We start from the raw sequence: 22,867 nt of genomic DNA, 5'->3' as shown, positions 1-22,867 counted from the left end.
AGATTTGATATGAGTACCCCAACCCCGCCGACTGATTTCCAGTCCTGGCTTGACTACGCCATCGCAACCATGGACGCCCGCGGGGCACACGTGGACCGCATGTTTAGTGAGGACGATATTCGTTCTCAGGACGATATCCGGGCTGCAGCCCTAGAAGAACTCAATCATCTCAAGCAAAAAGCAGTCATGCCATGGATCGGTATGCTGGAAAACTGGCAGACAGCACTTTCAAAGAGACTGGACCGCCCTGCCGGAGACATTGTTGAAGACAACCTTTTGGCGACGGATTTTTCAAATGAAAGTGTTCACGTCCAATTTGAGGATGGCACCGATCTGACATTTCAGCGTGCGTTTTACGTAGGCGATACGCTTGCTGACGGGGCCATTCACCGAGTCGCAGTGTTTACAGAGCATTGTGGATATCACGAATTCTGGATTGGGCCCGATGATCGAATTGAAGCGGAAGTTTTTCAAGAGAAGATCGGGCACGGTTCAGACTTGAAAGGGGTGAATGAAGTTCTCCTGGACTCACCCGAACATTTGCAGTTTGTAAGCGAAATCCGCCAGGCCCGGTCCGAGATTGCACAAGGACTGGTTGCGCCCTACAAGTTTGGCCCGGTCTCAGAACAAGATTTGACATGGGACAACATGGCCCCTTTGGGCCGGGGGCTTGGAAGTCCGGACTACGACCGGCTCACGAAGGAAGACGCGAAGAGATTTGCGTCAGATTTAGCCCGATGGATCCAACAAAGCAGCGCCGCAAATGCAGCTCTGCAACTGGACGAGGATGATGTATCAGATGCGCGCAATGTCCAAATCGCATTGCATGAACTTGGGCAAGACGTCACTATTGATGTCGCAGCTTCGGTTTGGAAGCACTATTCACAGTCATTGATGGCGAGTTGGATGTCAGGCGCGGAAACGGTACAGTCTGCAGCCAGAACCCTGTATTCAAATTGCCCCAGAGATCAGTCGCACTATAAACCCATGAAGCGCGGCTGACCGGTCTCCTAAATCATGAGACTGGCTTGCCTGAAAACAAGTACTGGTGTCAGCCTGAAAGAGTCACTGGCCAGGGCGTTGGGTATTTCCTCGGGGGGCGGCGGACCGTTTAAGACACTTAGGGGCCGTGGGCGAATGCTCGTTTTCCGGCGGCAGGAATTGGCTTAAATCAATGACGAAACTTGATGCCCAGGAAGCCGGGTTGCTCACCCGAAGAAAGAAGAAGTTGAGTCGGCATTTGGCCAGCTTTTGGTTGACCTCTCACCACAGTGCCGAATCCTGCATTTCCATCAATCGCCTGCGCTGGCGATTGCGAAGCCATGCCCCCACGATCCATGCGAGCACGCTCAGACCGAGTGCTGTTCCCACCATAGCGCCTGTAAAAACCAAATCGCTCGTCCCTTTGGACGTCCATAAGCTCACCGCGCCCACGGCGGCCAGAGTGGCTACGATCACTATGAGGATGAGCCTCATCCTCGAATGTCCCTTTTGAGTTTCATGATGAACATCATAAGCGGCCATGACGAATGCTTGCCGCATCTTTACGTGTCAAAGCGGATAAGGGTATCGTCAGACTCTTTCCCGCTGAGGAGTATCCGGTGCCTGATGCCACACATTTTTACGAGCCCCGCCACGGCCACGGCCTGGCCCACGACCCCTTCAATGCCATCGTCGGGCCGCGCCCCATTGGCTGGATTTCGACCCGCAGTGCAGCCGGTTTGCTCAATCTGGCGCCGTACAGCTTCTTCAACGCCTTTAACTACACGCCGCCCATCGTTGGGTTCGCCAGCATCGGCTACAAGGACACCGTCAAAAATTGCCAGGAGTCGGGCGAGTTTGCCTGGAACCTGGTCACACGTACGCTGGCCCAAGCCATGAACCAGACCTGTGCAGCCGTGCCAGCTGATGTCAGTGAGTTTGAGTTGGCGGGTTTGAAGCCGGTGGCGTCGCGCCTGATCGCTGCGCCACGCGTGCAGGAGAGCCCGGTCACCTTTGAGTGCCGCTGCACCCAGATCGTGCAACTCCAGTCTGCCAATGGTGACAAGGTGCCAACGTGGCTGGTGCTCGGTGAAGTGGTGGCCGTGCACATTGACCAGACCCTTTTGAAAGACGGCGTTTACGACACGGCCAGCGCCGGGCACATCCTGCGCGGCGGTGGCGCTTCGGACTACTTTTCCATCGGCCCTGAGCAACTGTTTCGCATGACCCGCCCGGCTTGAGGACCCCTATTCCTATGCCCAGCAAGCCGTCAGCACCTATGGAAGACCATGGCCCGAAACCTCGCGATCTGTTTCGCTTCGAGGCGCAGTCGTCCGTGGATGGTTGGTCCGCCATTGATGACCGCGTCATGGGCGGGGTGTCAAACAGTCGCGTACGTTATGACCCTGCGGGTTACGCCGTGTTTGAAGGTGTGGTTTCTCTGGACAGAAATGGCGGCTTTGCCTCAGTGCGCTCACGCCCCTTTGACTTGGGAATGCCCGGGACGTGTGCCTATTGGCTTGAGGTCAAGGGCGACGGCAAGCGCTACAAGCTCAACCTTCGTACCGATGACGGCTTCGATGGCTTCAACTACCAGGCCGTGTTTGAGCCGCCCGTAGGCCAATGGACCACAATTAAACTACCTGTGCCGGCGTTCCAGCCCAGCTTTCGGGGCCGCAATGTGGCAAGTGCGGCGCCACTGGACCCAATGCGCGTGCGCCAGATTGGCTTGATGATTGCTGATCGGCAAGACGGGGCCTTTTTCCTCGCGTTGCGCTCAATCCAGGCACGATGACCACGTGAAGCAGACACAGCCGATTTCTCTGGGATTGCCGTCATTTCCTTTGTCAAGATGGCACCTGTTGGGCCCCAATAGCTCGCGATCAATGCAAGGAAATTGGAAGCGACATGGCTCCTCGCAAACCGGGCGCGCATAAAATCGGACCACTCGTAGCGTCAACCTGCTACCTAATTGATTCGGTTTCTATCCAAAACCGGTTCCAACCCTAAGCCTGAGTTTCAACGCTCGTTTTCATCCATCTCACAAGGATTTCTCCTCAATGTCACTTTCCATCTCGACACTCAACGCCATTCAAAAAGTCGGCGCCGCCGCGTTTACAGCCAATGAAAAGCTAAAAAAGGAAGCCAGTCACTATGCTGAGCGCGTCCATGCAGCCATTACCAATAACCCGTACGACCTCGGCAATGACAACCTGATCGAGAACTGGAAAGTGGTCGCGCGTCTTTCGCAGACGCTGGCCGGGATCGAGGAAGAACTCAAAAAGGTCTACCAAATCGCAGCGGAACTGACCGGCGATGACCAACCCAGTGTGCGCGAAATCCCAGCACTAGCAGCACCTGCACGTTCAACTGCCAAGGCTGCTAGAGAACAAGCAATGCCAAGCGCCGCGGTGAAAGCTAACGTAAAGCAAAAGGCATTCAAACCTGCCAAGACGACCAAGGCCACCAAGGCCGTATCCCCGGCAGGAGCAACGCCCAAGAGTTCGAGCAGCAGGAGCGCGCTCAGCCCACTCGATTTGGCGCCCACCGATGTTCGGGTTAAGCCAAGCCAGAAGGCTGCGGCGCCCAAGGCGGTGAAAGTGCCAAAAGCCCCCAAGACCAAAGTGAGCAAGGCTGCAGTTGCCGGCGCGCCAGAAAAGACATCGAAGCCCGGTGGCAACCCCGCCAAGCTGCTGGCGTATCTGCAGGGCACCCTGAATGCAAACGAGTTTTCCCCAATCAGCCAAACAGCCGTCGGAAAAGCCACGGGCATCGCGCTAGGGTCCATGACAGCTGCGATCAAGAAATTGACCGAAAACGGTCGAATCATCGCCGGGCCCACCGGGAGCTACAAGCTGGCTGACTCTGGGCCGGTTGTCGCAGTGCAGTAATTCGCACCGCTGAACTGCGCGTAGACAAGCGATCCAGACTTTCGCCGGGCAAGTTCTTCACGGGGACCCAAATGCATGCTGCGGCTTCTTGAGCGGCAGGGAGCAAACGGTCATTGAAACCTTGCCATCTCAATCATTGGACAAAGCCTTGTCTTGACAGGGCGTACAGGGGATCAGGCGCTGAGCAAGCCACGTTTCTTGAGCATGGGCGCCACTTGCGGGTCGCGCCCCCGAAACGCCCGAAAGGCTGCCATTGGCTCCTGCGTGTTGCCCGCGCTGTAGACATGGCGCAGCAAGAGAGCAGCGGTCTCGGGGTCAAACGGATTACTGGCCTGCGTGAACGCATCAAAGCCGTCTGCCTCCAGCACCTCAGCCCACATGTAAACGTAATAGCCTGCGGCATAGCTCGCCCCAGAAAACAGGTGCTGAAAATGGGAAAGATGGTGGCGCAGGCCAATGTCGGGGGGTACACCGAGCAACTGGCACTGCTGCAGCTCAAACTGTGCAATGTCGACTGGTGAGCCGTTGGGCAGCGAGTGCAGGGCCATGTCAATCAGCGCCGGGCCGACGTACTGCACCGTTTGCCAGGCTTGGTCAAAGTGACGCGCTGCCTTGAGCTTGGCCAGCAGGGCAGCGCCAAGGGATTCGCCGGTGGCGTAGTGGCGGGCGTGCCTGGTCAGCACCTCATCTTCTAGTGCCCAGTTTTCAAACAACTGCGATGGAAACTCCACATAGTCGCGCAGCACCCGCGTGCCGGCCAGCCGCTCATACTTCGCCTTTGATAGCAGGCCGTGCAGGCCATGGCCAAACTCATGAAAGAGCGTGCGCACATCGGCAAAGCTCAACAGTGTGGGCGCGGCCTTAGCGAAATTATTGTTGTTGATGACGATCGGCAAGGTGCCACCCGCATGGCCTGACTGGCTGCGAAAAACGCTCATCCAGGCACCACTGCGCTTGCTGGGACGGGCGTAGTTGTCGCCAATGAACAGACCGACCAACTCATCGCCACCACCGCGCACCTCCCACAGTCTTGCATCGGGGTGATGCAATGCATGGCCCTGCTGTTCCACAAAGGAGATGCCAAACAGGCGATGCGCGCAGTCGAACATGGCGTTGATCATGTTGTCCAGGGCGAAATAGGGCTTGACCTCGGCATCATCGAGGCTGTAGCGCTGCTCGCGTACCTTCTGCGCCAGGTATCGCCAGTCCCAGGCGGTCAGCTCTTGCGGCTCTCCCAGAGACTTGGCCATCGCCACCAGAGCCTCGCGGTCGGCGTTCGCCTGCGCCTTGGCGGGTTCCCAGGCTTGCATCAAAAGTTCGATCACCGCGCTGGGCTGGCCGGCCATGCGGTCGACCAACTCATAGTCGGCATAACTGGCGTACCCGTGCAGAGCGGCCTGCTCCTGGCGTAGCGCCATGATGCGGGCCGCGACCGGGCGGTTGTCATGACTGCCGGTATGCGCCCCGCGCGCCACCCGGGCGCGCCAGATGAGTTCGCGCAAGTCTCGCCGGGCTGAGAAGGTGAGGAAGGGCTCGGCCAGTGACGGCGACAGCGTGATCACATGGCTGCCCACTGGCAGGCCACGCTGCGTGGAAGCCGACTCAGCTGCGGCCAGTACAAACTTTGGCAGGCCCACCAAATCAGCCTCGTCCTTGAGCTCCAAGACAAAAGATGCCTCATCGGCCAGTACGTTTTGACCAAACTGTGCGCACAGGCCAGCCAACTCCTGCATCACGGCGCCGTAGCGCTGTCGAGCCTCGGGCGCGAGTTTCGCCCCTGCACGTACAAAGTCCAGATGGACGCGTTCGACCAAGCGCAGTTGTTCGGCGTCCAACGCCAATGAATTGCGCTGGTCATAAAGTGAATCAATGCGCTGGAACAAGGTCGCATTCATGTAGACGGCATTGTTGTGCGCCGCCTGGCGCGGCGCCATCTCACGCTCGAGCGCCTGCAGTGCAGGCGAGGTTTCGCTGGCAGTGAGGTTGTGAAACAGCAATTCGGTGCGGCTGCGCAGGCGACCGCTTTCATCAAACGCCTGCATGGTGTTGGTAAAACTGGCTGGCTCGGGGTTACCGGCTATGGCGTCGATTTCTGCCAAATGAGCCGCCAGGGCTACATCGAATGCAGGCAAAAAGTGATCAGGCTGTACCGCGGCAAATGGCGGCAGACCGTAAGGGCCGCTCCAGTCCTGCAGCAGGGGATTGATGGCGGGTGCTGCGCAGGTGACGCTGGTCATGGAGTGGACTTTCGGACAAAACAAGAGCTCGCATCTTACTTTCCGCCTGCCTGGTGGAGACAACTTTGTGCTGCCCCGGTGACGTTTTCTCGCGATACCAAACTGGCAGCGACGTTTGAGGCCACTTCTCTCAAGGAGGCAGAAGCATCTTTTGATCGCGAGCAAGACACCACAATGCCCACCGCAGCAATTGCATAGGGGTAGTTGTACACCCAAATCTGAATGCTCGATTCGATGCTTTTGGGATGTTGGCTGAGTTAGCCCCTGACATTCCACAAAGCTGCCGCCCAGTTGGAGGCGGCCAAACCGCATTGTCGACGCTGACGGCGGAGACACAGTCGACGGCAGTGCAGCGTTTGCGGGTATTCGCCAAGGGCCGCTTTCTGGAAGCTCAACCGCAGTTTTCGGTCTGCACCTGGGCCACTTTCGGTAGTTCTAGCCCGCTGACGGCGTGTAAAGTTTCACCCGAAACCGTCGGCGCCCACAAAGAGTCCTCGCATCAGCGAGGCCTCTGCGTGGTGTCAAGTCAAAAGACGGTCAAACTTTCCGGCGGCGTGTAGTTGCCAGACCAGCCAGTGCCAGGCCGACCAGTGCGAGTGACGTGGGTTCTGGCACGTTCTCCACAATTGGCGTTTGCGTTCCGGTGAAGTTGCCGTCGGCGGCGAAAGTAAGCCCGGTTATGAAGGCCGTGGTGTTGGCCGGATCCAAGCCTGCGGATGCCTCAATGCCTGCAACGCGGAACCAATCCACACCGCCCGCCCCGAAATTGAACGACGCACCGCCCGCCCAATCATGGGCGAGCAGGACCATCTGGTTCAAGTTGTCATGGCCGAAGATGTCGTAGAGCCCATCGCCAATGCCCACGGGCAGCAACGCTGACTGGAAGTTCGGGTCACCCAGGCCAATGGCATAGTCGTAACCAACCGCGACAACAGGATCGATATAGTAGGTCTGGCCCGCCATCACCGCCATGTTGAATTGGTAGGCGCCGTTCACCAAGACCACAGGCAGGTTTACCGCCGGCGCACCACCGGCCAAGGGTGTGAAGTCGGCGTACGTGCGAGAGACCGACTGCAAGTTGCCGTTGCCTAGGTTGAGAGAACTGCCGTCCCTCGTTTGCAGCAACGATATTTCGATTGAATAGTTCTTACCGAGCGTATAACCGTACCCGGGCACAGTGAAGTCACCCGCCTGAACGGTATACGAGGTGACGTTGGGCGCAACATTAACCCCAGTTACCTGTCCGTTGTTGATCGGGCCATTCGCCGGATTGGTGTTAATAATCGTCTTGTCATAGATCTTGATGCCGTAGCCGTTGACCACAGGGATGGTCGTTGTACCGGGTTTTGCAGAGGGAGGAGCCCAAGTGAAGGTGGGGTTGGCGCTAGTGCCCGACAGCGTAATGCTATCGATGACAGGAACCAATTGTGCGCTAGACTGCATTTGCACGTTGGCCTGGGAACTGTCGGCGCCGTTAGTGAAGGTGAGCGTCCAAGGGAGGAATACCCCTCCACCGGCGGAGAACTGCTCTGGACCTACAGGCAAGTACCCACTGAAGAAGTTTGGAACGATGGGACTCGGGGTGAAATTGATATCCGTCATAAACGTCGTTCCGACGCCAAGCACGCCGGTCGTGCCAGCCGAACCGTTGGGCGTCACTGAGTCGGCGCCGACGCGCAGGAACGCACCGGAGTCAAACCCCAGCGAATTCATGGCACGGACCTCTACGTTGATAAATGGTGTGTTGATGGTCACAGGCGTCGCGTGGGTGCCAAGAGACGCTGTAGCAAGCAGCACTAAAGCAAAAGATGATCGAAACATGACGATCTCCATTCGCGACGATTAAACTGACCGTCATAGCAGACCGCCGAGTTATCAATGGAAGCAGAAGGTCGCCGAAATCGGCGTAATGCAGCATGTGATGAGGCAGTTCAAAAAATATGCATAAACTATGCCGACTTTCGGTGGAAACCTTCAACCCATTGTTTCTTATCAGTTAAATTGCAGCTGATTCAAAGGCGCGGTGGTTATTAGTGGCAATTCTTCTGGCAACTGAAAAGAAAATCGACAGTAATGCCGGGCATTTCTCTATTCACCTTTTCGAAAGCACAAGTAAGCCGGCCACACGTCGAGGATTCCTTGCGATGCACAAAGGCGGCAGAGTCGCCATTAATGTGAACGACGGCTATGGAGCGACCAGATCGGAATGTTCTATAGCCGCATTGTGTCTTGAAGAGTCGTACACCGGGAAATATTGAGGGGCAGCTGACCCGTCGTCCGCGGCGATTTCACTCTCGGACTGCCTGCCCTAAAGCTGACGAACAGCGGCTGAACGCGTCGTACTCACTTGTTGGTGATAGGCCGAGTAGATCAGGATGCCCTTTGAGGTTACCGTTTATAGGCCGTCCCGTCTCGCATCCAATAAATTTCGAACGGCTTGCATGCCAACCAGACCGCCAGCCAGTATGTACTGCATGGGCGTGCGGCTCGCAAAAATAGCATTTTTGTTGGAAAGCGACACCCACTCGTCGGCAAGCTTGTCACCATAGATGCTATGCAGTGCTTTGTAAATTCCGATCAAGAATGAAATGCGTCTGATCTGGTCTACATCGAGCAAGCGACAGGGGTTCCTTTTCAACTCGTCGAAGGCGTTGCTGGGTATGCCGCCAAGCAACTCTCGGGCGTCTTCGTCCGTGACGTGCCACTTGGCCACCACGTTAAAGAATCCTCGGAGAGCCGCGCTGGACAGTCGCTCCCTCTCAATTTCCAAATTCAGATCAACAGGTTCGTCAGACCCGGCTTCTGCCGCCGACTCCATCCCGGCAATACGCTCGTTGCTGGCAGCTATAAAAGCCAGCGCATCATCTATTGCATATCCTGCACGATCTGCCGCACTCTTAGCCGAATCTGCAAACGCGCTAAGCTCCGGCTCTGGATCTAACTCGCGCTGTTTTATACCTCGCAGAGCATCGCTTTGATTGAGTTTTGTTACCAGATCAAGCAATTTCACCTCGCTCACGTCTCTGAATTGCCCGCGAACTATTTCCGAAAAGGAGGTCTTGTCGATGTCCAGAAGTTCTGCGGCGACATCCTGGGGCAGCTTTAAAACCTCGATTTTGCGTGTTATTTCTGCCACCAGCGATGATTTCCGCTGCATCTGCGCTGCATCTGGATAGCCTAGATCAGCATACACATTCGAACTGCCGACTTCAATTGTGGTGGTGCGCATCTCTTGATTCCTTTCGATTGCCTGTCAATTGACAATTTCTGACAGGTAAATGTCAATTGACAATTCCCTGTCAGAAATTGTCAATTTGCTTTGAGGTGGCGGGATCAAGAACCATTTCAGGTTCTTTTCAAGTAGTCAATTCAGTTCCAGTGCCCAACCGAAATATCCACGGGACTGGAAAAGGCACTGACAACGGTTGTGCCTGAACTGCCCCACTGCCCCACCTCTTAAAATCATCATCACAAAAATAGGTGCCCGTCGCCAACGACGTCTACGCCGCAACTTGGATTTGACGGCTGTTTACAGACTTTAATAAAATGATTTTGACTGTTTCGCGATAATTATCACTTTTTACAACTTCGAAAAATTTTCAGTCTCATAAGAAAATGTTTTACAGACTTTAATAATTGAAGCACTATTCCGAGCAATTAAAGTCGTAAACAGGTTAATAAAGTCGTAAACACGGCCCTAGCATCCATGCGGGTTTGCGGGGCGTTGGATTTTGGAGACAGATTTATAAAGTCGTAAACACGTACGTTGATTGCGTCAGCTAAACAGCGGCAATTCATTGATTTGCCATTTGGCCCACCGCTGATTTCGGCTTTGGGCCAGTTGCCGTCGGTCATGAATGACCGTTATGGAGCCGCCCAATTTCAAATAAACAAGATGCCTGGTATCCGACCGAAATGGACACCCGCTTGGTGCCCATTGCCGCCATTGAGGATAAAAACGTGTGAGACTGCACCGGGCCAGAACCGGTCATTCACGAACGGCAGCTTTCAAGCGTGCCAATCCGTAACTTCCGCGCGCATTACTATCCAATCAGAGGCAGCTTTATTGCGGCTTTTCAACGGTGGAAAAAGCATTCGACTTGACCATGTCTGCCACCACTTCGCTGGCAAATGCTTCGAAGTTACCAGCAACCAGACCCGCTTGAGATACCGGCACCTCAAACTTGCGACGGAATCTCTGCTCAGTTCGAACCGCGCTCATCCCCGGCTGCGTGGACTCCGATTTGGCAAGATACAGAAGCTGGTATTCGAAGAACAGAGTCTGCGGATTTGCACCAGCATTTTTGCCAAATGAGACCTGCATCAGAAAATTGCAGCTACAAGCGGCGATGTTCATGCCAACTTCTTGTTGGTAGCCCGGCGAACGCGACCAGTCGATAAACTTCGCGTTGCGCACTCCCGCAGCAGTCAATGCCAGCGCGAGCTTTTCCGCAGAGTTTGCTGCAGTCGCCACATAGAACTGTTCAATGCGAGGGTCTGGGAACCCTGTTTGCGTATGGGATGCTCCCCCGAGTACCAAGACAGAGGCGGTGCCCGCGGGCGCCTGGGCATGGACCGCAGCAGCACACAGACAAAGTGTCCATGCGGCAAATGCCTTGAACACGCTATTCCACTGCAGTCTGCGATTAGATTGCATGAGACTCCCTTATTAAAAACCCAAGGAGTGTATGCAATTTACCAACGCTACTGCCCCGCCGTCGCATGAAACACCTGAATCAAATTGCTGAGATTTCAATTCACCAGATCGCGCAGCTCAGGCTTCAATGTGCCGACGCACTGACTGCCCGCTTTGCGGTCACCGGCTTGAGTCTGTGTGCTGCCGGTTTCGGTCGGTTGCGGGTTCGGGCCAGGTGCAGTCCTTCGCGTACGGCAGCAATATGGCGTTGTGTTGAAAGACCTCAGTGATCGGAACTCAATGGTCTCGCCCAGGTTTCAGTAGATTAGCTTGCGGAAGGTATGCGCACCTGTTTTTCGATTTGCTTCAATTCCTCGAACTCCGCAGTCTGATCATCACCGATCTGGATTCAGTTGAGAAACCCGGCGGAACGGCATGCGCGGTCCATCTGGGCGCCTATTCCAGCAATGCGTGCTTAAAGACTTGGTTCTCCAAAGATGACCCGTTCACGCTGGCAGGTCTTCTGGCGAAGGGCAATGCAGACAAGGTAGACAAAAGAAACCGCATTGCCTACCAATGCCCGGAGCAAAACGGTGATCCTTGCGGGCGGACGTTCGAAGATGCGTTCATTCTTGCGAATCCAACGCTGTTTGGGCTGACCGCCAAGACGCCGCAAGAGCTGGAACTGGAAGCGCGAAGCAAGGCCGATGCACTGAAGAAATCAGAGTTTGCATTGAAGCATGCAATCGCGGAAAAAGAATGGACCGCGCCGACGTATATCCTCGATGGTGTCCGCTGGCTGGCCGGTGGCGATGGGTCCGTCCCCGACTCAGCTCTCGCCATAGCCGTCGAAGCAGTTGCTGCGCATGTCGAAGGAGCCACCGATGCCTGAGGCCGACTCGCCCGCGGTAGCCGCGAGCTGGCGTGCACTCGAAGCCATGTATGCCTGCCTTGAGGCGGGCCAGAGCTTCCGCCTGGAAGCTGGTGCAGGCGCCGGAAAAACCTACTCCTTGATCAAGGCCTTGCAATTCTTGATTGAACGCGATCACCAATCTCTGCCAAAGCGAAGCCAGCAGATCGCGTGCATTACTTTCACCAACGTGGCCAGCAGTGCAGCGGGAGCCGACGTTCGAGGTGAGCCAGGAATTTCTGTCGAGTTCTCCAGACCCGTCATTGCCACTGCTGGTCCAGTTTGGGCATTCGTCGGTCCCTGAAACTCGGGAGCAGTCGTTCAACCGAGGACGCCTGTTTTCTTGGCTGACGGACTCTTGAGCAGCGTTACCGGTCGGTCACGGGTTCCAGTTGTAGGGCAGGTCTCGCCCAGGAGCTGACTGTCGTTTCAATCCGAAGCGGGCATTCTCATCGTGAATTCCAGAAAGCTCGGAGATTCTGAATTTCATAGTGCCACGGCGTTGCCGCTGGCGCAATATTGACCCAGGCGTCGGCGGACGATGGCCCCAGGCCATTTCCACGCAATCCCAATGTGACCAATGATTCGCCAAGCCGATGCATGGAACGGCGGCATCCCGGCACTTGGGTCAAAGCTGGATCGGCCCAAACAGAGTTTGCCTTACTCAGGGTAATTACCCATGCCACACGGAAACATATGAACTATAGTCTAAATATATTGAATCAATTGTTTCATGACTGCCCCAAAATTGTTTGCCAAAGTCCCACTGGACGGCCTGAGTCCGGAGCTGCTGCGGGCAGCGCGCTGGATCGAAGCGCATCCGCGAGAGGTGGCGTTGCATTCGATGCGCGAATGCGCGCGGCGCGCCGTGCTGGCACCGGCGACGCTGACCCGGCTTTCACGGGCCCTTGGGTTTGATGGTTTTGAGGCGATCAAAAGTCTCTGCCAGGAATCATTTGCGGCGCAGGCAGGGTACGCTGGCCGGGCCGAAGTTTTGCAGGCAAGCGCGCGACACAGTGAGGATTGGCTGTCGCTGTTGAATGAAACCCAGCACGCCAACACGGCGTCTGTCACGGGACTGAATCAACCCAAGCAACTCGAGGCTGCGGCCGATGCCATGCTGAAGGCACGTCACATTTATTTTCTGGGACTGCGTGCCAGCCATGGCTTGGCCTTGTATTTGCATTACACCTATGGACTGCTCGCGTCCAACGGGGTTCTGGTGCAGGGGCTGGGCGGTACGCTGAGCGACCAGATCGGCGAAATGGGCCCAAACGATTTGCTGGTGGCGATGTCGTTTGCGCCTTACACCCGACAAACCGTGGATGCCGTCGCCCAAGCGTTGGAACAAGGTGTCGACCTGATGGTGCTGACAGACAGCGCCCTGTCACCGATTGCCCGGTCAGCCGCTCACATCTTGCTGTTCCGGGCTGACAGCTCTTCGTATTTCCATTCCATGGTTGGTGCGTTGTCGCTGGCCGAGGCTTTGGCCGCCGCTGTTGCGGTACGTGGCGGACGCAAGGTGCTGGCGCGCCTGCAGTCCCGGCAAAACCGACTCGACAGCGAGGGCGCGTACTGGGACAAGCGCAACGATAAATCAGCGTCCGCAGGCTCATCAAATTCTTTAATAAGGAGATAGTTCTTATGTCTACGGTGTCCACCCACGTATTTCATCGGCATCTGCAACGCACGCCACCCACGGCGGTCAGCGGCAAGGGTGTTTATCTGACCGATGCGCAAGGAAAAACTTATATTGACGCTTCCGGCGGGGCAGCGGTATCTTGCCTGGGGCATGGGCATCCGGACGTGCTGGCCGCCATGCATGCTCAAATCGACAAGCTGGCTTATGCGCACACCAGTTTCTTCACCACCGAAGTGGCAGAGGGGCTAGCTGACAAGCTGATCCAGAGCGCACCGCAAGGCATGAGCCATGTGTACTTTGTTAGCGGCGGGTCAGAAGCCATGGAAGCCACTCTCAAAATGGCACGGCAGTATTTTGTCGAAATCGGTCAGCCACAGCGCCAGCATTTCATCGCGCGTAAACAGAGCTACCACGGCAACACGCTGGGTGCGCTGGCCATTGGTGGCAACCAGTGGAGGCGAGAACCATTTGCCCCAATTCTGATGCCGGTCACCCATGTGTCGCCCTGCTACCCGTACCGCGAACAGCAAGCCGGTGAAACCCCTGAGAAATATGGTCAGCGTCTAGCGCTAGAACTGGAACAAGCCATTCTTGCGAAGGGTGCAGACCAGGTGATGGCCTTTATTGCAGAGACCGTGGGTGGCGCTACGGCTGGCGTGCTGGCGCCGGTACCCGGCTATTTCAAGGCAGTGCGCGAGGTCTGTGACCGCTATGGTGTGTTGTTGATACTTGATGAGGTAATGTGTGGAATGGGTCGCACTGGCACCCTGCACGCGTGCGAACAGGAAGGGGTAGTGCCCGATTTGCTCGCCGTGGCCAAAGGCCTGGGTGGCGGTTACCAGCCGATTGGTGCCGTGTTGGCGCAGGCACGAATCGTTGATGCGATGCGCGAGGGTTCCGGATTTTTTCAGCATGGTCACACCTACCTGGGCCATGCCGTGGCGTGTGCAGCGGCCCTGGCCGTGCAACAGGTGTTCGAGCGCGACAATTTGATGGCGCAAGTTCGCGCACGTGGCGATTTTTTACAGAATTTGATGCACAGCGCCTGGGACGAACACCCCCATGTGGGTGACATTCGGGGGCGCGGTCTGTTCTGGGGCATCGAGCTGGTGCAAGACCGAGGTCTCAAAACACCGTTTGACCCGGCGCGCAGACTGCACGCCCGCATCAAACAGGAAGCCATGGCCCGCGGCTTGATGGTGTACCCGATGGGCGGCACAGTCGATGGTCAGTATGGCGATCACGTTTTGCTGGCTCCCCCTTTTATTGCCAGTGAAACGGAATTGACACTGGTAATCGACCGATTGAGTTCAGCAATGGACGCCGCGATTTCAGCGGTATAAAAATTATTTTTACAACCTGGAGAAACTGAAATGAGTAAGAAACATTTGTCGATCGCCCTGAGCGCGACCATGGCCATGTCCGCTGCACTGATGTCTGCGCCGGCAATTGCCCAGCAGAAATTTGTCACCATGGGCACGGGTGGAGTGACCGGCGTTTACTACGCCGTAGGCGGCGCCATTTGCCGCTTGGTCAACAAGGATCGGGCCAAAACCAACTTGCGTTGCTCGGTGGAGTCCACCGGCGGTTCCGCCTATAACGTCAACACCATCAAGGCCGGCGAGCTTGACTTCGGAATGGCCCAGTCTGACGTGCAATACCAGGGATTCAAGGGCACGGGCTCGTTCAAGGAGCCGTTTGCCGACATGCGCTCGGTGTTCTCGGTTCATCCCGAACCATTCACCTTGGTGGCGCGCAAGGAAGCCAATGTTTCGAACTTCACAGATTTCAAAGGCAAACGCCTGAATGTGGGCAATCCGGGCTCAGGAACTCGGGCTGCGATTGATGAGTTGCTGGTGGCGTTGAACATGAAGTTGTCAGACTTCTCGCTCGCCTCCGAATTGAAGGCGGACGAACACGGCGCAGCCCTGTGCGACAACAAGATTGATGGCTTCTTCTTCGGTGTGGGACACCCTTCCGCCAATATTCAAGACCCGACCACTGCCTGCGCTGCCAAACTGGTGCCTATCACCGGCCCGGCCGTTGACGCCCTGGTCAAGAAGAACTCGTACTTTGCCTTTGCCACGATTCCCGGCGGCATGTATGCCAACAACCCGCAGCCGACCAAGACCTATGGCGTGCTGGCAACAATGATCACCTCGGCCAAGGTTCCGGCCGACACGGTGTACGCCATTACCAAGGCGGTTTTTGACAACTTCGACGAATTCAAGAAGCTGCACCCCGCTTTTGCACATCTCGACCCCAAACACATGGTGGTGGACGGCCTGACCGCACCACTGCATGAAGGTGCAGCACGTTACTACCGCGAAAAGGGCTGGATCAAGTAAATAGCGCAAGCCTTCATTCTTCCTCGTAAGCACTACCTCTGAAAACCCCATGACTGCACCAACCTCAACTCATCCACCCGTAGACCTGCAACAACTTGTGCAAGAGGCTGATCTGGGAGGCCGAAAGCCAGTTGGGGCTGTCAAGGTTCTCATGTTTGCCGTCTGCATCGGATGGTCGGTGCTACAGCTCTGGTACGCATCGCCGCTGCCGTTTGCATTGCGATTTTTTGTTCTCAACGACACCGAGATGCGGGCGCTGCATCTGTCGCTGGCCTTATTCCTGGCCTTTCTGGCCTATCCGTTTGGCAAGCGTTCGTCGCGTGCGTTGGTCCCTTCGGTAGATTGGGTCCTGGCGGCGCTGGCCGCCTTCTGCGCCGCCTATATTTTTCTCTTTTACCGCGAACTTTCCACCCGTCCCGGCCAGCCAACGCTGGTCGACATGGTGGTGGCGGTGGCCGGCGTCCTGCTGCTGCTTGAAGCGACCCGGCGCGTCGTCGGCCCGCCGATGGCCGTCATTGCCGCCTTGATGCTGGCCTTCGCGTTTGCCGGCCCCTATATGCCCGATGCCGTGGCCCACAAAGGGGTTTCACTGTCCAAGGCGGTCTCGCACTACTGGCTGTCGACCGAAGGTGTGTTCGGCGTCGCGCTCGGGGTCTCGTCAAGCTACATCTTTCTGTTCGTTCTTTTCGGTGGCCTGCTGGAAAAGGCCGGTGCCGGAAGCTATTTCATCAAGATCGCGTACGCGCTGCTCGGGCACATGCGGGGCGGCCCGGCCAAAGCTGCCGTCGTGTCGTCGGGACTGATGGGCATGATCTCGGGCTCCTCGGTCGCCAACGTGGTGACCTGTGGCACCTTCACCATTCCGCTGATGAAACGGGTTGGATATCCAGCGCACAAAGCCGGCGCTATCGAAACCGCCGCTGGCGTGGATGGCCAGATCATGCCGCCGGTCATGGGCGCAGCCGCCTTCCTGATGGCCGAATACGTCGGCGTGCCCTACTCCGAGATTGTCAGAAATGCGATCCTACCCGCCGCGATCTCCTACATTGCTCTGTTTTATATCGCGCACCTGGAAGCGCTCAAGATGGGCATCCAGGGCTTGCCGCGCAACAAGGGCTCGACGACCACGGGCCGGCTGGTGGGTTTCGGGCTCACCGTCTGCAGCGTCATCCTTCTGGCCAACGTCGTGTATTACGGATTGGGTTGGCTCAGGACCCTAATGGGCAGCGCTGCGATCTGGCTTATCGTTCCTGCGATCGTCGCGGCCTACATCGCCATCGTGCGACAGGTCTCGAAAGAACCCGATCTGACCATTGATGACCCCAACACCGCCATGCTGGTTCTGCCACCGGTCAAGGAAACCATTCTGGCGGGACTGCACTATCTGCTGCCGGTTGTGTTGCTGATCTGGTCGCTGCTGGTCGAAGAACTGTCGCCTGGCCTGTCGGCGTTTTACGCATCGATCTCGCTGGTCGTGATCCTGTTGACGCAAAAGTCCTTGCTCGCTTATTTTCGGGGCCAGCCCAATCCTCTGTCCCGAGTGAAGGACGGCTGGAAAGACCTGGTGGAAGGACTGGAGCTGGGCGCGCGCAACATGATCGGCATCGGCATCGCCACGGCCTGCGCCGGCATCATCGTTGGAACGGTCTCGGTGACGGGCCTGGGTCTGGTGATGACCGATCTGGTTGAAATCGTTTCTGCCGGCAGCTTGATCGGCATGCTGGCACTGGTGGCGGTGGTCTGCCTGATCCTCGGCATGGGCATGCCAACCACCGCGAGTTACATCATTGTCTCGACCCTGATGGCACCGGTCATCGTGGAGCTTGGCTCGCAGACCGGCTTGGTCGTTCCCCTGGTGGCGGCGCACATGTTTGTCTTCTATTTCGGTTTGATGGCCGACGTCACCCCGCCGGTCGGGCTGGCCTCGTTCGCGGCCGCCGCCATTGCCAAGGCGGATCCGATCAAGACCGGGATCACGGCGTTCTTCTACAGCATCCGCACCGGCATCCTGCCCTTCATGTTCATCTTCAACACCGAGCTGCTGCTGATCGGCATTCGCTCCTGGTGGAGCCTGGCGTTGACGGTGTCCACGGCGATTATTGCGATGCTCGTTTTTGCCGCTGCCACGCAAGGCTGGTTCATCAGGCGCAACCGCTGGTACGAGTCAGCTGTGCTTTTGCTGGTGACTTTTTCGTTGCTGCGTCCCGACTTCTGGCTTGACCTGATGACACCCAAATACCGTGTTGAAGCTGGGACCCGACTCGTCGAGCTGGCCGGCGCCGGTACCCCTGGGGTGGGACTTCGGGTGCGTATCGAGGGGACGTCCCTGGAAGGAAAGTCGATCCACAAGACGGTTCTCCTGCCCTTGAGTGCCGAAGGCGACGGCGTCCAGCGCATCAGGAATTCCGGCATGACCGTGATGACCACCCCCTCGGGAGTTGAGATCATGTCCGTCAACCTGAAAAGTAGCGCGGACAAGGCGGGCTTCGAGCAGGGATTCCAGGTCAGCGGTGTGGAGGTGCCCTACGATCGCATGGACAAGCGATGGTTATATCTGCCTGCACTGCTGCTCTTGGCGGCGGTCTATGCCGCCCAGCGCATGCGTCCCGAGCTGCCCGTCGCGCGGGGTCGCAACGCGGCGCCGTAAAGGATGAACACCACGGTGGCGTCGAGGCGCCCACGTATTGCGCTGATCCATGCGCTCGCACAGTCGGTCCAACCGATCAATGAGGCCATGGTCCGGGACTGGCCCGCTGCCACTCGCATGAACTTGCTCGACGACAGCCTGTCCGCAGACTTGGCGGCCAGCGGGCGCGGACTCGATGCCGCCATGCAAGAGCGCTTTCAATGCCTTGCCCACTACGCGCTGGACTGTGGCAGTGATGCGATCCTGTTCACTTGTTCGGCCTTCGGACCCTGCATCGAAGAGGTTGCGCAGCTGCATCCAACGGTGCCGGTGCTCAAACCCAACGAAGCGATGATCAAGGATGCTGCTGCGCTGGGCCGGCGCGTGGGGCTGGTTGCCACTTTTACCCCGACCCTAGAGTCGATGCCGCCGGAATTCCCGCGTGTTGTCCCGCTCGATTGCCGGCTCGCCGAGGGTGCTCTGGCGGCCTTGAACGACGGCAACGGCGAACTGCACGATCAGCTGATCGTAGCGGCTGCCGTCAGCTTGGCGGCCCGTGGCTGCGAGGTGATTGCACTGGCCCAGTTCAGCATGGCGCGAGCGAAGTCGCTGGTGGAAAGGCGCACCGGTTTGCCGGTGCTGACCACGGTAGACAGTGCCGTGGCCGAGTTGAAACGCCGCGTGGACGGAGTCGCTCTCAGGCCTTGACTATTGACCCTAGATTGGAATTATTTATGAACGCATTGCCCCCCCTGCCCAGCTACCTCAACGGTGAGTTCACGGAGCTCCCTGACGCCAAAATCAGCGTCATGGACCGTGGCTTCATTTTTGGCGACGGCGTGTATGAAGTCGTGCCGGTCTACGGCGGACGCTTGTTCCGCTTTGAGCAGCACATGGCGCGACTCGACCGCAGCCTAACTGAAGTCCGTATTGCCAACCCTATGACACAGGCCCAGTGGGCTGAAGTTGCTCTCAAGCTCGTCAGCTCCTACGCCGCCTACACCGGGGCCAAGGCCGAAAACATCAACCAGCTGGTCTACATTCAAATCACCCGCGGCGTGGCCATGCGCGACCACGTCATGCCCACCGACATCACTCCCACCGTGTTTGTCATGGCCAACAAGATGAATTTGCCCACCGATGCACAACGCAGCCAGGGCGTGGTCTGCGTCACCGCAGACGACTTTCGCTGGGAAAAGGCCCACATCAAGAGCACCAGCTTGTTGGGCTCTGTTCTTGCCCGCCAGATCAGTTTTGATGCGGGCGCAGTGGAAACCATCATGTTTCGCGACGGTTTCTTGAGCGAGGCTGCCGCCAGCAACGTCTGGGTCATCAAGGATGGCAAAGTGCTGGGCACACCCAAAGACAATCTGGTGCTGGAAGGCATTCGCTATCGCTTGCTTGAGGAAATCTGCCGCAGCAAGGGCATTGATTTTGAGTTGCGCCGCGTCAGCCGCGACGAGGTAGTGACTGCCGACGAATTGCTCCTGTCCTCGGCTACCAAAGAGGTGCTGGCGGTGACCACCCTGGACGGTCGGCCCGTGGGTGCCGGTCGTCCAGGCCCCGTTTATGCGCAGCTGTATGCGGGTTACCAGAAGGCCAAAGAACAAGCGTGATAAAGCCGCCATCGCAACCACAATCGCTTTAGATGATCAACAAAATAGCAGCCTCGGTGGCTGATGCGCTGGCAGGCGTCAAGGATGGCTCGACCGTCATGATAGGCGGCTTCGGTACCTCTGGCATTCCCAATGAACTCATCGACGGCCTGATCGCGCAGGGGTCAAAAGACCTCACCGTGGTGAACAACAACGCTGGCAACGGCGACACCGGGTTGGCTGCCTTGCTTAAGGCTGGGCGGGTCCGCAAAATCATTTGCTCCTTTCCGCGCCAGGCCGACAGCTATGTGTTCGACGGACTCTATCGCACGGGAAAACTGGAACTGGAGCTGGTGTCACAAGGCAATCTGGCCGAGCGCATCCGCGCGGCTGGCGCGGGCATTGGCGGCTTCTTCACGCCTACCGGTTTTGGCACCGAGTTGGCCAAGGGCAAAGAATGCCGCGAAATCAATGGCAAAAACTACGTGCTGGAGCATCCCATCCATGGTGATCTGGCGCTGATCAAAGCCGAACGGGGCGACCGCTGGGGCAACCTGATGTACCGGATGGCCGCACGCAATTTTGGGCCGGTCATGGCCACCGCGTGCAAAAAAACGGTAGCGACGGTGCACGAAATCTCCGACTTAGGCGAACTCAATCCCGAACACATTGTGACCCCCGGTATCTTTGTCCACCAGATTGTCAAGATAGAGCGCCAGGCCACACAGTCCGGCGGGCTCAGGAAAGCGGCGTGACATGACATACCAAAAGCGGACCAAAGACCAGCTCGCCGCGCGCGTGGCGCAGGACATTGATGAGGGCGCGGTCGTTAACCTCGGCATTGGCATGCCCACATTAGTGGCCAACCACATCCCGGCCAGCCGCGAGGTCCTGCTGCACAGCGAAAATGGCATTTTGGGCATGGGGCCAGCGCCCGCTGCGGGCGAGGAGGATTACGACCTGATCAACGCCGGCAAGCAACCGGTGACGCTGCTCAAGGGAGGCTCGTTCTTCCACCACGCCGACAGCTTTGCCATGATGCGTGGCGGCCATGTGGACATCTGCGTGTTGGGTGCCTTTCAGGTTTCAGCCACGGGCGACCTGGCCAACTGGCACACGGGGGAAAAAGACGCCATTCCCGCCGTGGGCGGTGCCATGGATCTGGCCGTTGGAGCCAAGCAGACCTGGGTGATGATGGATCTGCTGACCAAACAGGGAGAGAGCAAGTTGGTACAGGCTTGCACCTATCCGCTCACGGGCATCGGCTGTGTCAAGCGCATCTACTCTGACCTGGCCACGCTGGCATGCACGGCGCAGGGTCTGAAGCTGATTGACAAAGTCGAAGGATTGGCACACGCCGAACTGGAAAAGCTGGTGGGCCTACCGATCCGCAACTGATCAACAAGACAAGGACACACCATGAACCAGGCTTTCATCTGCGACGCCATCCGCACCCCTTTCGGCCGCTACGGCGGCGCGCTCTCCAGCGTACGCACCGACGATCTTGGCGCGATTCCCTTGCGGGCGCTGATGGCGCGCAACCACAACGTGGACTGGGCCGCCGTCACCGATGTGCTCTACGGATGCGCCAATCAAGCCGGCGAAGATAACCGCAATATCGCCCACATGGCTTCCCTGCTGGCGGGTTTGCCCTTTGAAGTGCCGGGTGCCACCATCAATCGTCTATGCGGCTCGGGCCTCGATGCGGTAGGCACGGCAGCGCGTGCCATCAAAGCGGGAGAAGCAACGCTGATGATTGCGGGCGGCGTCGAAAGCATGAGCCGCGCGCCTTTTGTCATGCCCAAGATGGATGCGGCATTTGGCCGCGCCAATGCTGTCTATGACACCACGATCGGCTGGCGCTTCATCAACAAGTTGATGAAAGCGCAGTACGGAGTGGACTCAATGCCAGAAACTGCCGAGAACGTGGCGACAGAGTTCAAGATCGAGCGCGAGGCACAGGACAGGATGGCCTTGGCTAGCCAGATGAAAGCGGTAGCTGCGCAAAAGGCCGGTCACCTGACACACGAAATCACACCAGTGACGATTATGCAGAAGAAGGGTGACGCCCTCATCGTGGACCAAGATGAGCACCCGCGTGAAACCAGCCTCGAAACGCTGGGAAAACTCAAGCCCATCGTGCGCCCGGATGGCACAGTCACGGCCGGCAATTCCAGCGGAGTCAACGACGGGGCCTGCGCGCTGCTGCTGGCTGACGAAGCTACTGCTACCAAGAACGGCCTAGTCCCAAAAGCCCGCGTGGTCGGCATGGCCAGCGCCGGTGTGGCGCCACGCATCATGGGCATAGGCCCGGCGCCGGCCACGCAAAAAGTATTGACCCTGACTGGCCTGACGCTCGAACAGTTGGACGTCATCGAGCTCAACGAAGCATTTGCCGCACAAGGTTTGGCTGTGCTGCGTCTGCTGGGGCTGCAAGACGACGATCCGCGAGTCAACGCCTGGGGCGGTGCCATCGCGCTGGGGCACCCGTTGGGTGCCTCGGGTGCTCGGCTCGCCATCACGGCCATCAACCGCCTGCATGCCACAGGTGGTCGCTACGCGCTATGCACCATGTGCATTGGCGTGGGGCAGGGTATCTCGATCATCCTGGAGAGGGTGTAGGGGAAGGGCCGCTATTCAGAGCTCCGTCGAGTTGACCGCGCACAAGTTAAGTCGCGATGAATCGGATCAGCAACACGTCGTTTACGTGCAAAAAATACTGCCTATCAAAAGGCTTCTTCTTGAATGTCCGGTCCGGTCATCAGTGACCGTTCTGGGGCTTGGATTCAACCGGTCAATGCAACACACTAAACACTGCGTAAGCAGAAGGAGTGTTGCAAATGAAGCAAAGACCACGGATCTGTTACACGCAAAGCCAGAAAGCAGCCTCTGGTCAATACCCGTAACGCCGCGTTGCTGACCGCCAAATGGAGCAGTTAATGACGCAGATTGAATGTCTGGTCTGGCCTATCTGGTCGAAACCGCGAACGTCAGGTCTTCA

General features: G+C 57.5%; 20 protein-coding genes and 1 pseudogene. 15 read left to right on the top strand and 6 right to left on the bottom strand.

All coding sequences use genetic code 11. The features are described 5' to 3' along the window. Positions 1 to 9 precede the first annotated feature (9 nt). Positions 10 to 1,002, top strand: coding sequence for a hypothetical protein (locus RFER_RS05265; protein ID WP_011463362.1), 993 nt, complete (start codon positions 10 to 12; stop codon positions 1,000 to 1,002). Between the two features lie 261 nt (positions 1,003 to 1,263). Here the strand turns inward: RFER_RS05265 and RFER_RS05260 are convergent, their stop codons facing one another. Next, positions 1,264 to 1,524 carry a hypothetical protein gene (locus RFER_RS05260; RefSeq protein WP_041790204.1) on the bottom strand — a complete coding sequence of 87 codons (261 nt, stop codon included), beginning with the start codon at positions 1,522 to 1,524 and terminating at the stop codon, positions 1,264 to 1,266. 5 nt (positions 1,525 to 1,529) lie between these two features. On the opposite strand from RFER_RS05260, the gene RFER_RS05255 reads away from it, so the two are divergent. The 3 genes from RFER_RS05255 (at position 1,530) to RFER_RS05245 (ending at position 3,872) form a co-directional block, all read left to right on the top strand. Continuing rightward, the gene (locus RFER_RS05255; protein ID WP_011463361.1) at positions 1,530 to 2,222 is read left to right on the top strand and encodes a flavin reductase family protein; all 693 of its coding nucleotides are present in this window, start codon (positions 1,530 to 1,532) and stop codon (positions 2,220 to 2,222) included. A 14-nt stretch (positions 2,223 to 2,236) separates the two neighbouring features. Then, on the top strand, positions 2,237 to 2,776 hold the full coding sequence (locus RFER_RS05250) for a CIA30 family protein (RefSeq protein ID WP_011463360.1): 540 nt from the start codon (positions 2,237 to 2,239) through the stop codon (positions 2,774 to 2,776). A gap of 265 nt (positions 2,777 to 3,041) precedes the next feature. Then, the gene (locus tag RFER_RS05245) at positions 3,042 to 3,872 is read left to right on the top strand and encodes a hypothetical protein (RefSeq protein WP_011463359.1); all 831 of its coding nucleotides are present in this window, start codon (positions 3,042 to 3,044) and stop codon (positions 3,870 to 3,872) included. Positions 3,873 to 4,045: 173 nt separating this feature from the next. Here the strand turns inward: RFER_RS05245 and RFER_RS05240 are convergent, their stop codons facing one another. From RFER_RS05240 to RFER_RS05225, 5 genes and pseudogenes are all read right to left on the bottom strand, one after another. Next, positions 4,046 to 6,109 (bottom strand): M3 family metallopeptidase, encoded by a 2,064-nt coding sequence (locus RFER_RS05240; RefSeq protein WP_011463358.1) that lies wholly within the window; start codon positions 6,107 to 6,109, stop codon positions 4,046 to 4,048. A 537-nt stretch (positions 6,110 to 6,646) separates the two neighbouring features. After that, the gene (locus RFER_RS22895; RefSeq protein WP_011463357.1) at positions 6,647 to 7,930 is read right to left on the bottom strand and encodes a PEP-CTERM sorting domain-containing protein; all 1,284 of its coding nucleotides are present in this window, start codon (positions 7,928 to 7,930) and stop codon (positions 6,647 to 6,649) included. A gap of 574 nt (positions 7,931 to 8,504) precedes the next feature. After that, complete coding sequence (locus RFER_RS05230; RefSeq protein WP_041791525.1) at positions 8,505 to 8,927, bottom strand: antitoxin Xre/MbcA/ParS toxin-binding domain-containing protein; 423 nt, start codon at positions 8,925 to 8,927, stop codon at positions 8,505 to 8,507. A gap of 171 nt (positions 8,928 to 9,098) precedes the next feature. After that, positions 9,099 to 9,338: pseudogene (locus tag RFER_RS24830) on the bottom strand (helix-turn-helix domain-containing protein); the annotation flags it as partial. Positions 9,339 to 10,172: 834 nt separating this feature from the next. Next, entirely contained in the window at positions 10,173 to 10,766 is a 594-nt protein-coding gene (locus RFER_RS05225; protein WP_011463355.1) for a hypothetical protein, read from the bottom strand. A gap of 340 nt (positions 10,767 to 11,106) precedes the next feature. Between RFER_RS05225 and RFER_RS05220 the strand changes: the two genes are divergently transcribed. The 11 genes from RFER_RS05220 to pcaF all read left to right on the top strand — a co-directional run bounded on the left by RFER_RS05220 (position 11,107) and on the right by pcaF (position 22,488). After that, complete coding sequence (locus RFER_RS05220) at positions 11,107 to 11,637, top strand: hypothetical protein (RefSeq protein ID WP_041790199.1); 531 nt, start codon at positions 11,107 to 11,109, stop codon at positions 11,635 to 11,637. Continuing rightward, positions 11,630 to 11,959, top strand: coding sequence for a UvrD-helicase domain-containing protein (locus RFER_RS05215; RefSeq protein WP_011463354.1), 330 nt, complete (start codon positions 11,630 to 11,632; stop codon positions 11,957 to 11,959). The genes RFER_RS05220 and RFER_RS05215 overlap by 8 nt, the downstream gene beginning before the upstream one ends. 429 nt (positions 11,960 to 12,388) lie before the next feature. Next, positions 12,389 to 13,294 (top strand): MurR/RpiR family transcriptional regulator, encoded by a 906-nt coding sequence (locus RFER_RS05210; RefSeq protein WP_011463353.1) that lies wholly within the window; start codon positions 12,389 to 12,391, stop codon positions 13,292 to 13,294. A gap of 5 nt (positions 13,295 to 13,299) precedes the next feature. Then, positions 13,300 to 14,640, top strand: coding sequence for an aspartate aminotransferase family protein (locus RFER_RS05205; protein WP_011463352.1), 1,341 nt, complete (start codon positions 13,300 to 13,302; stop codon positions 14,638 to 14,640). Positions 14,641 to 14,670: 30 nt separating this feature from the next. After that, the gene (locus tag RFER_RS05200; protein WP_011463351.1) at positions 14,671 to 15,645 is read left to right on the top strand and encodes a TAXI family TRAP transporter solute-binding subunit; all 975 of its coding nucleotides are present in this window, start codon (positions 14,671 to 14,673) and stop codon (positions 15,643 to 15,645) included. A 49-nt stretch (positions 15,646 to 15,694) separates the two neighbouring features. Continuing rightward, entirely contained in the window at positions 15,695 to 18,292 is a 2,598-nt protein-coding gene (locus RFER_RS05195) for a TRAP transporter permease (RefSeq protein ID WP_011463350.1), read from the top strand. A gap of 3 nt (positions 18,293 to 18,295) precedes the next feature. Continuing rightward, the gene (locus RFER_RS05190; RefSeq protein WP_011463349.1) at positions 18,296 to 18,979 is read left to right on the top strand and encodes an aspartate/glutamate racemase family protein; all 684 of its coding nucleotides are present in this window, start codon (positions 18,296 to 18,298) and stop codon (positions 18,977 to 18,979) included. 26 nt (positions 18,980 to 19,005) lie between these two features. Further along, positions 19,006 to 19,887, top strand: coding sequence for a D-amino acid aminotransferase (locus RFER_RS05185; protein ID WP_011463348.1), 882 nt, complete (start codon positions 19,006 to 19,008; stop codon positions 19,885 to 19,887). Between the two features lie 32 nt (positions 19,888 to 19,919). Next, a complete protein-coding gene (locus tag RFER_RS05180; RefSeq protein WP_011463347.1) occupies positions 19,920 to 20,621 on the top strand; it encodes a 3-oxoacid CoA-transferase subunit A in 702 nt (233 codons plus the stop codon). A gap of 1 nt (position 20,622) precedes the next feature. Next, complete coding sequence (locus RFER_RS05175) at positions 20,623 to 21,264, top strand: 3-oxoacid CoA-transferase subunit B (RefSeq protein WP_011463346.1); 642 nt, start codon at positions 20,623 to 20,625, stop codon at positions 21,262 to 21,264. A gap of 21 nt (positions 21,265 to 21,285) precedes the next feature. Continuing rightward, positions 21,286 to 22,488 carry a 3-oxoadipyl-CoA thiolase gene (pcaF, locus tag RFER_RS05170; protein ID WP_011463345.1) on the top strand — a complete coding sequence of 401 codons (1,203 nt, stop codon included), beginning with the start codon at positions 21,286 to 21,288 and terminating at the stop codon, positions 22,486 to 22,488. The last annotated feature ends 379 nt before the right edge of the window (positions 22,489 to 22,867 follow it).

The organism is Rhodoferax ferrireducens T118, from assembly GCF_000013605.1.
Classification (GTDB): Bacteria; Pseudomonadota; Gammaproteobacteria; order Burkholderiales; family Burkholderiaceae_C; genus Rhodoferax; species Rhodoferax ferrireducens.
Note: the sequence above shows the minus strand (reverse complement) of the source record. Positions and strands in the feature narration are given on the sequence as shown.

What these genes read in the sequence shown, in the direction of transcription:
- RFER_RS05265 (WP_011463362.1), top strand. Translation starts at nt 10, where the DNA reads ATGAGTACCCCAACCCCGCCGACTGATTTCCAGTCCTGGCTTGACTAC.
- RFER_RS05260 (WP_041790204.1), bottom strand. Translation starts at nt 1,524, where the DNA reads ATGGCCGCTTATGATGTTCATCATGAAACTCAAAAGGGACATTCGAGG.
- RFER_RS05255 (WP_011463361.1), top strand. Translation starts at nt 1,530, where the DNA reads ATGCTTGCCGCATCTTTACGTGTCAAAGCGGATAAGGGTATCGTCAGA.
- RFER_RS05250 (WP_011463360.1), top strand. Translation starts at nt 2,237, where the DNA reads ATGCCCAGCAAGCCGTCAGCACCTATGGAAGACCATGGCCCGAAACCT.
- RFER_RS05245 (WP_011463359.1), top strand. Translation starts at nt 3,042, where the DNA reads ATGTCACTTTCCATCTCGACACTCAACGCCATTCAAAAAGTCGGCGCC.
- RFER_RS05240 (WP_011463358.1), bottom strand. Translation starts at nt 6,109, where the DNA reads ATGACCAGCGTCACCTGCGCAGCACCCGCCATCAATCCCCTGCTGCAG.
- RFER_RS22895 (WP_011463357.1), bottom strand. Translation starts at nt 7,930, where the DNA reads ATGTTTCGATCATCTTTTGCTTTAGTGCTGCTTGCTACAGCGTCTCTT.
- RFER_RS05230 (WP_041791525.1), bottom strand. Translation starts at nt 8,927, where the DNA reads ATGGAGTCGGCGGCAGAAGCCGGGTCTGACGAACCTGTTGATCTGAAT.
- RFER_RS05225 (WP_011463355.1), bottom strand. Translation starts at nt 10,766, where the DNA reads ATGCAATCTAATCGCAGACTGCAGTGGAATAGCGTGTTCAAGGCATTT.
- RFER_RS05215 (WP_011463354.1), top strand. Translation starts at nt 11,630, where the DNA reads ATGCCTGAGGCCGACTCGCCCGCGGTAGCCGCGAGCTGGCGTGCACTC.
- RFER_RS05210 (WP_011463353.1), top strand. Translation starts at nt 12,389, where the DNA reads ATGACTGCCCCAAAATTGTTTGCCAAAGTCCCACTGGACGGCCTGAGT.
- RFER_RS05205 (WP_011463352.1), top strand. Translation starts at nt 13,300, where the DNA reads ATGTCTACGGTGTCCACCCACGTATTTCATCGGCATCTGCAACGCACG.
- RFER_RS05200 (WP_011463351.1), top strand. Translation starts at nt 14,671, where the DNA reads ATGAGTAAGAAACATTTGTCGATCGCCCTGAGCGCGACCATGGCCATG.
- RFER_RS05195 (WP_011463350.1), top strand. Translation starts at nt 15,695, where the DNA reads ATGACTGCACCAACCTCAACTCATCCACCCGTAGACCTGCAACAACTT.
- RFER_RS05190 (WP_011463349.1), top strand. Translation starts at nt 18,296, where the DNA reads ATGAACACCACGGTGGCGTCGAGGCGCCCACGTATTGCGCTGATCCAT.
- RFER_RS05185 (WP_011463348.1), top strand. Translation starts at nt 19,006, where the DNA reads ATGAACGCATTGCCCCCCCTGCCCAGCTACCTCAACGGTGAGTTCACG.
- RFER_RS05180 (WP_011463347.1), top strand. Translation starts at nt 19,920, where the DNA reads ATGATCAACAAAATAGCAGCCTCGGTGGCTGATGCGCTGGCAGGCGTC.
- RFER_RS05175 (WP_011463346.1), top strand. Translation starts at nt 20,623, where the DNA reads ATGACATACCAAAAGCGGACCAAAGACCAGCTCGCCGCGCGCGTGGCG.
- pcaF (WP_011463345.1), top strand. Translation starts at nt 21,286, where the DNA reads ATGAACCAGGCTTTCATCTGCGACGCCATCCGCACCCCTTTCGGCCGC.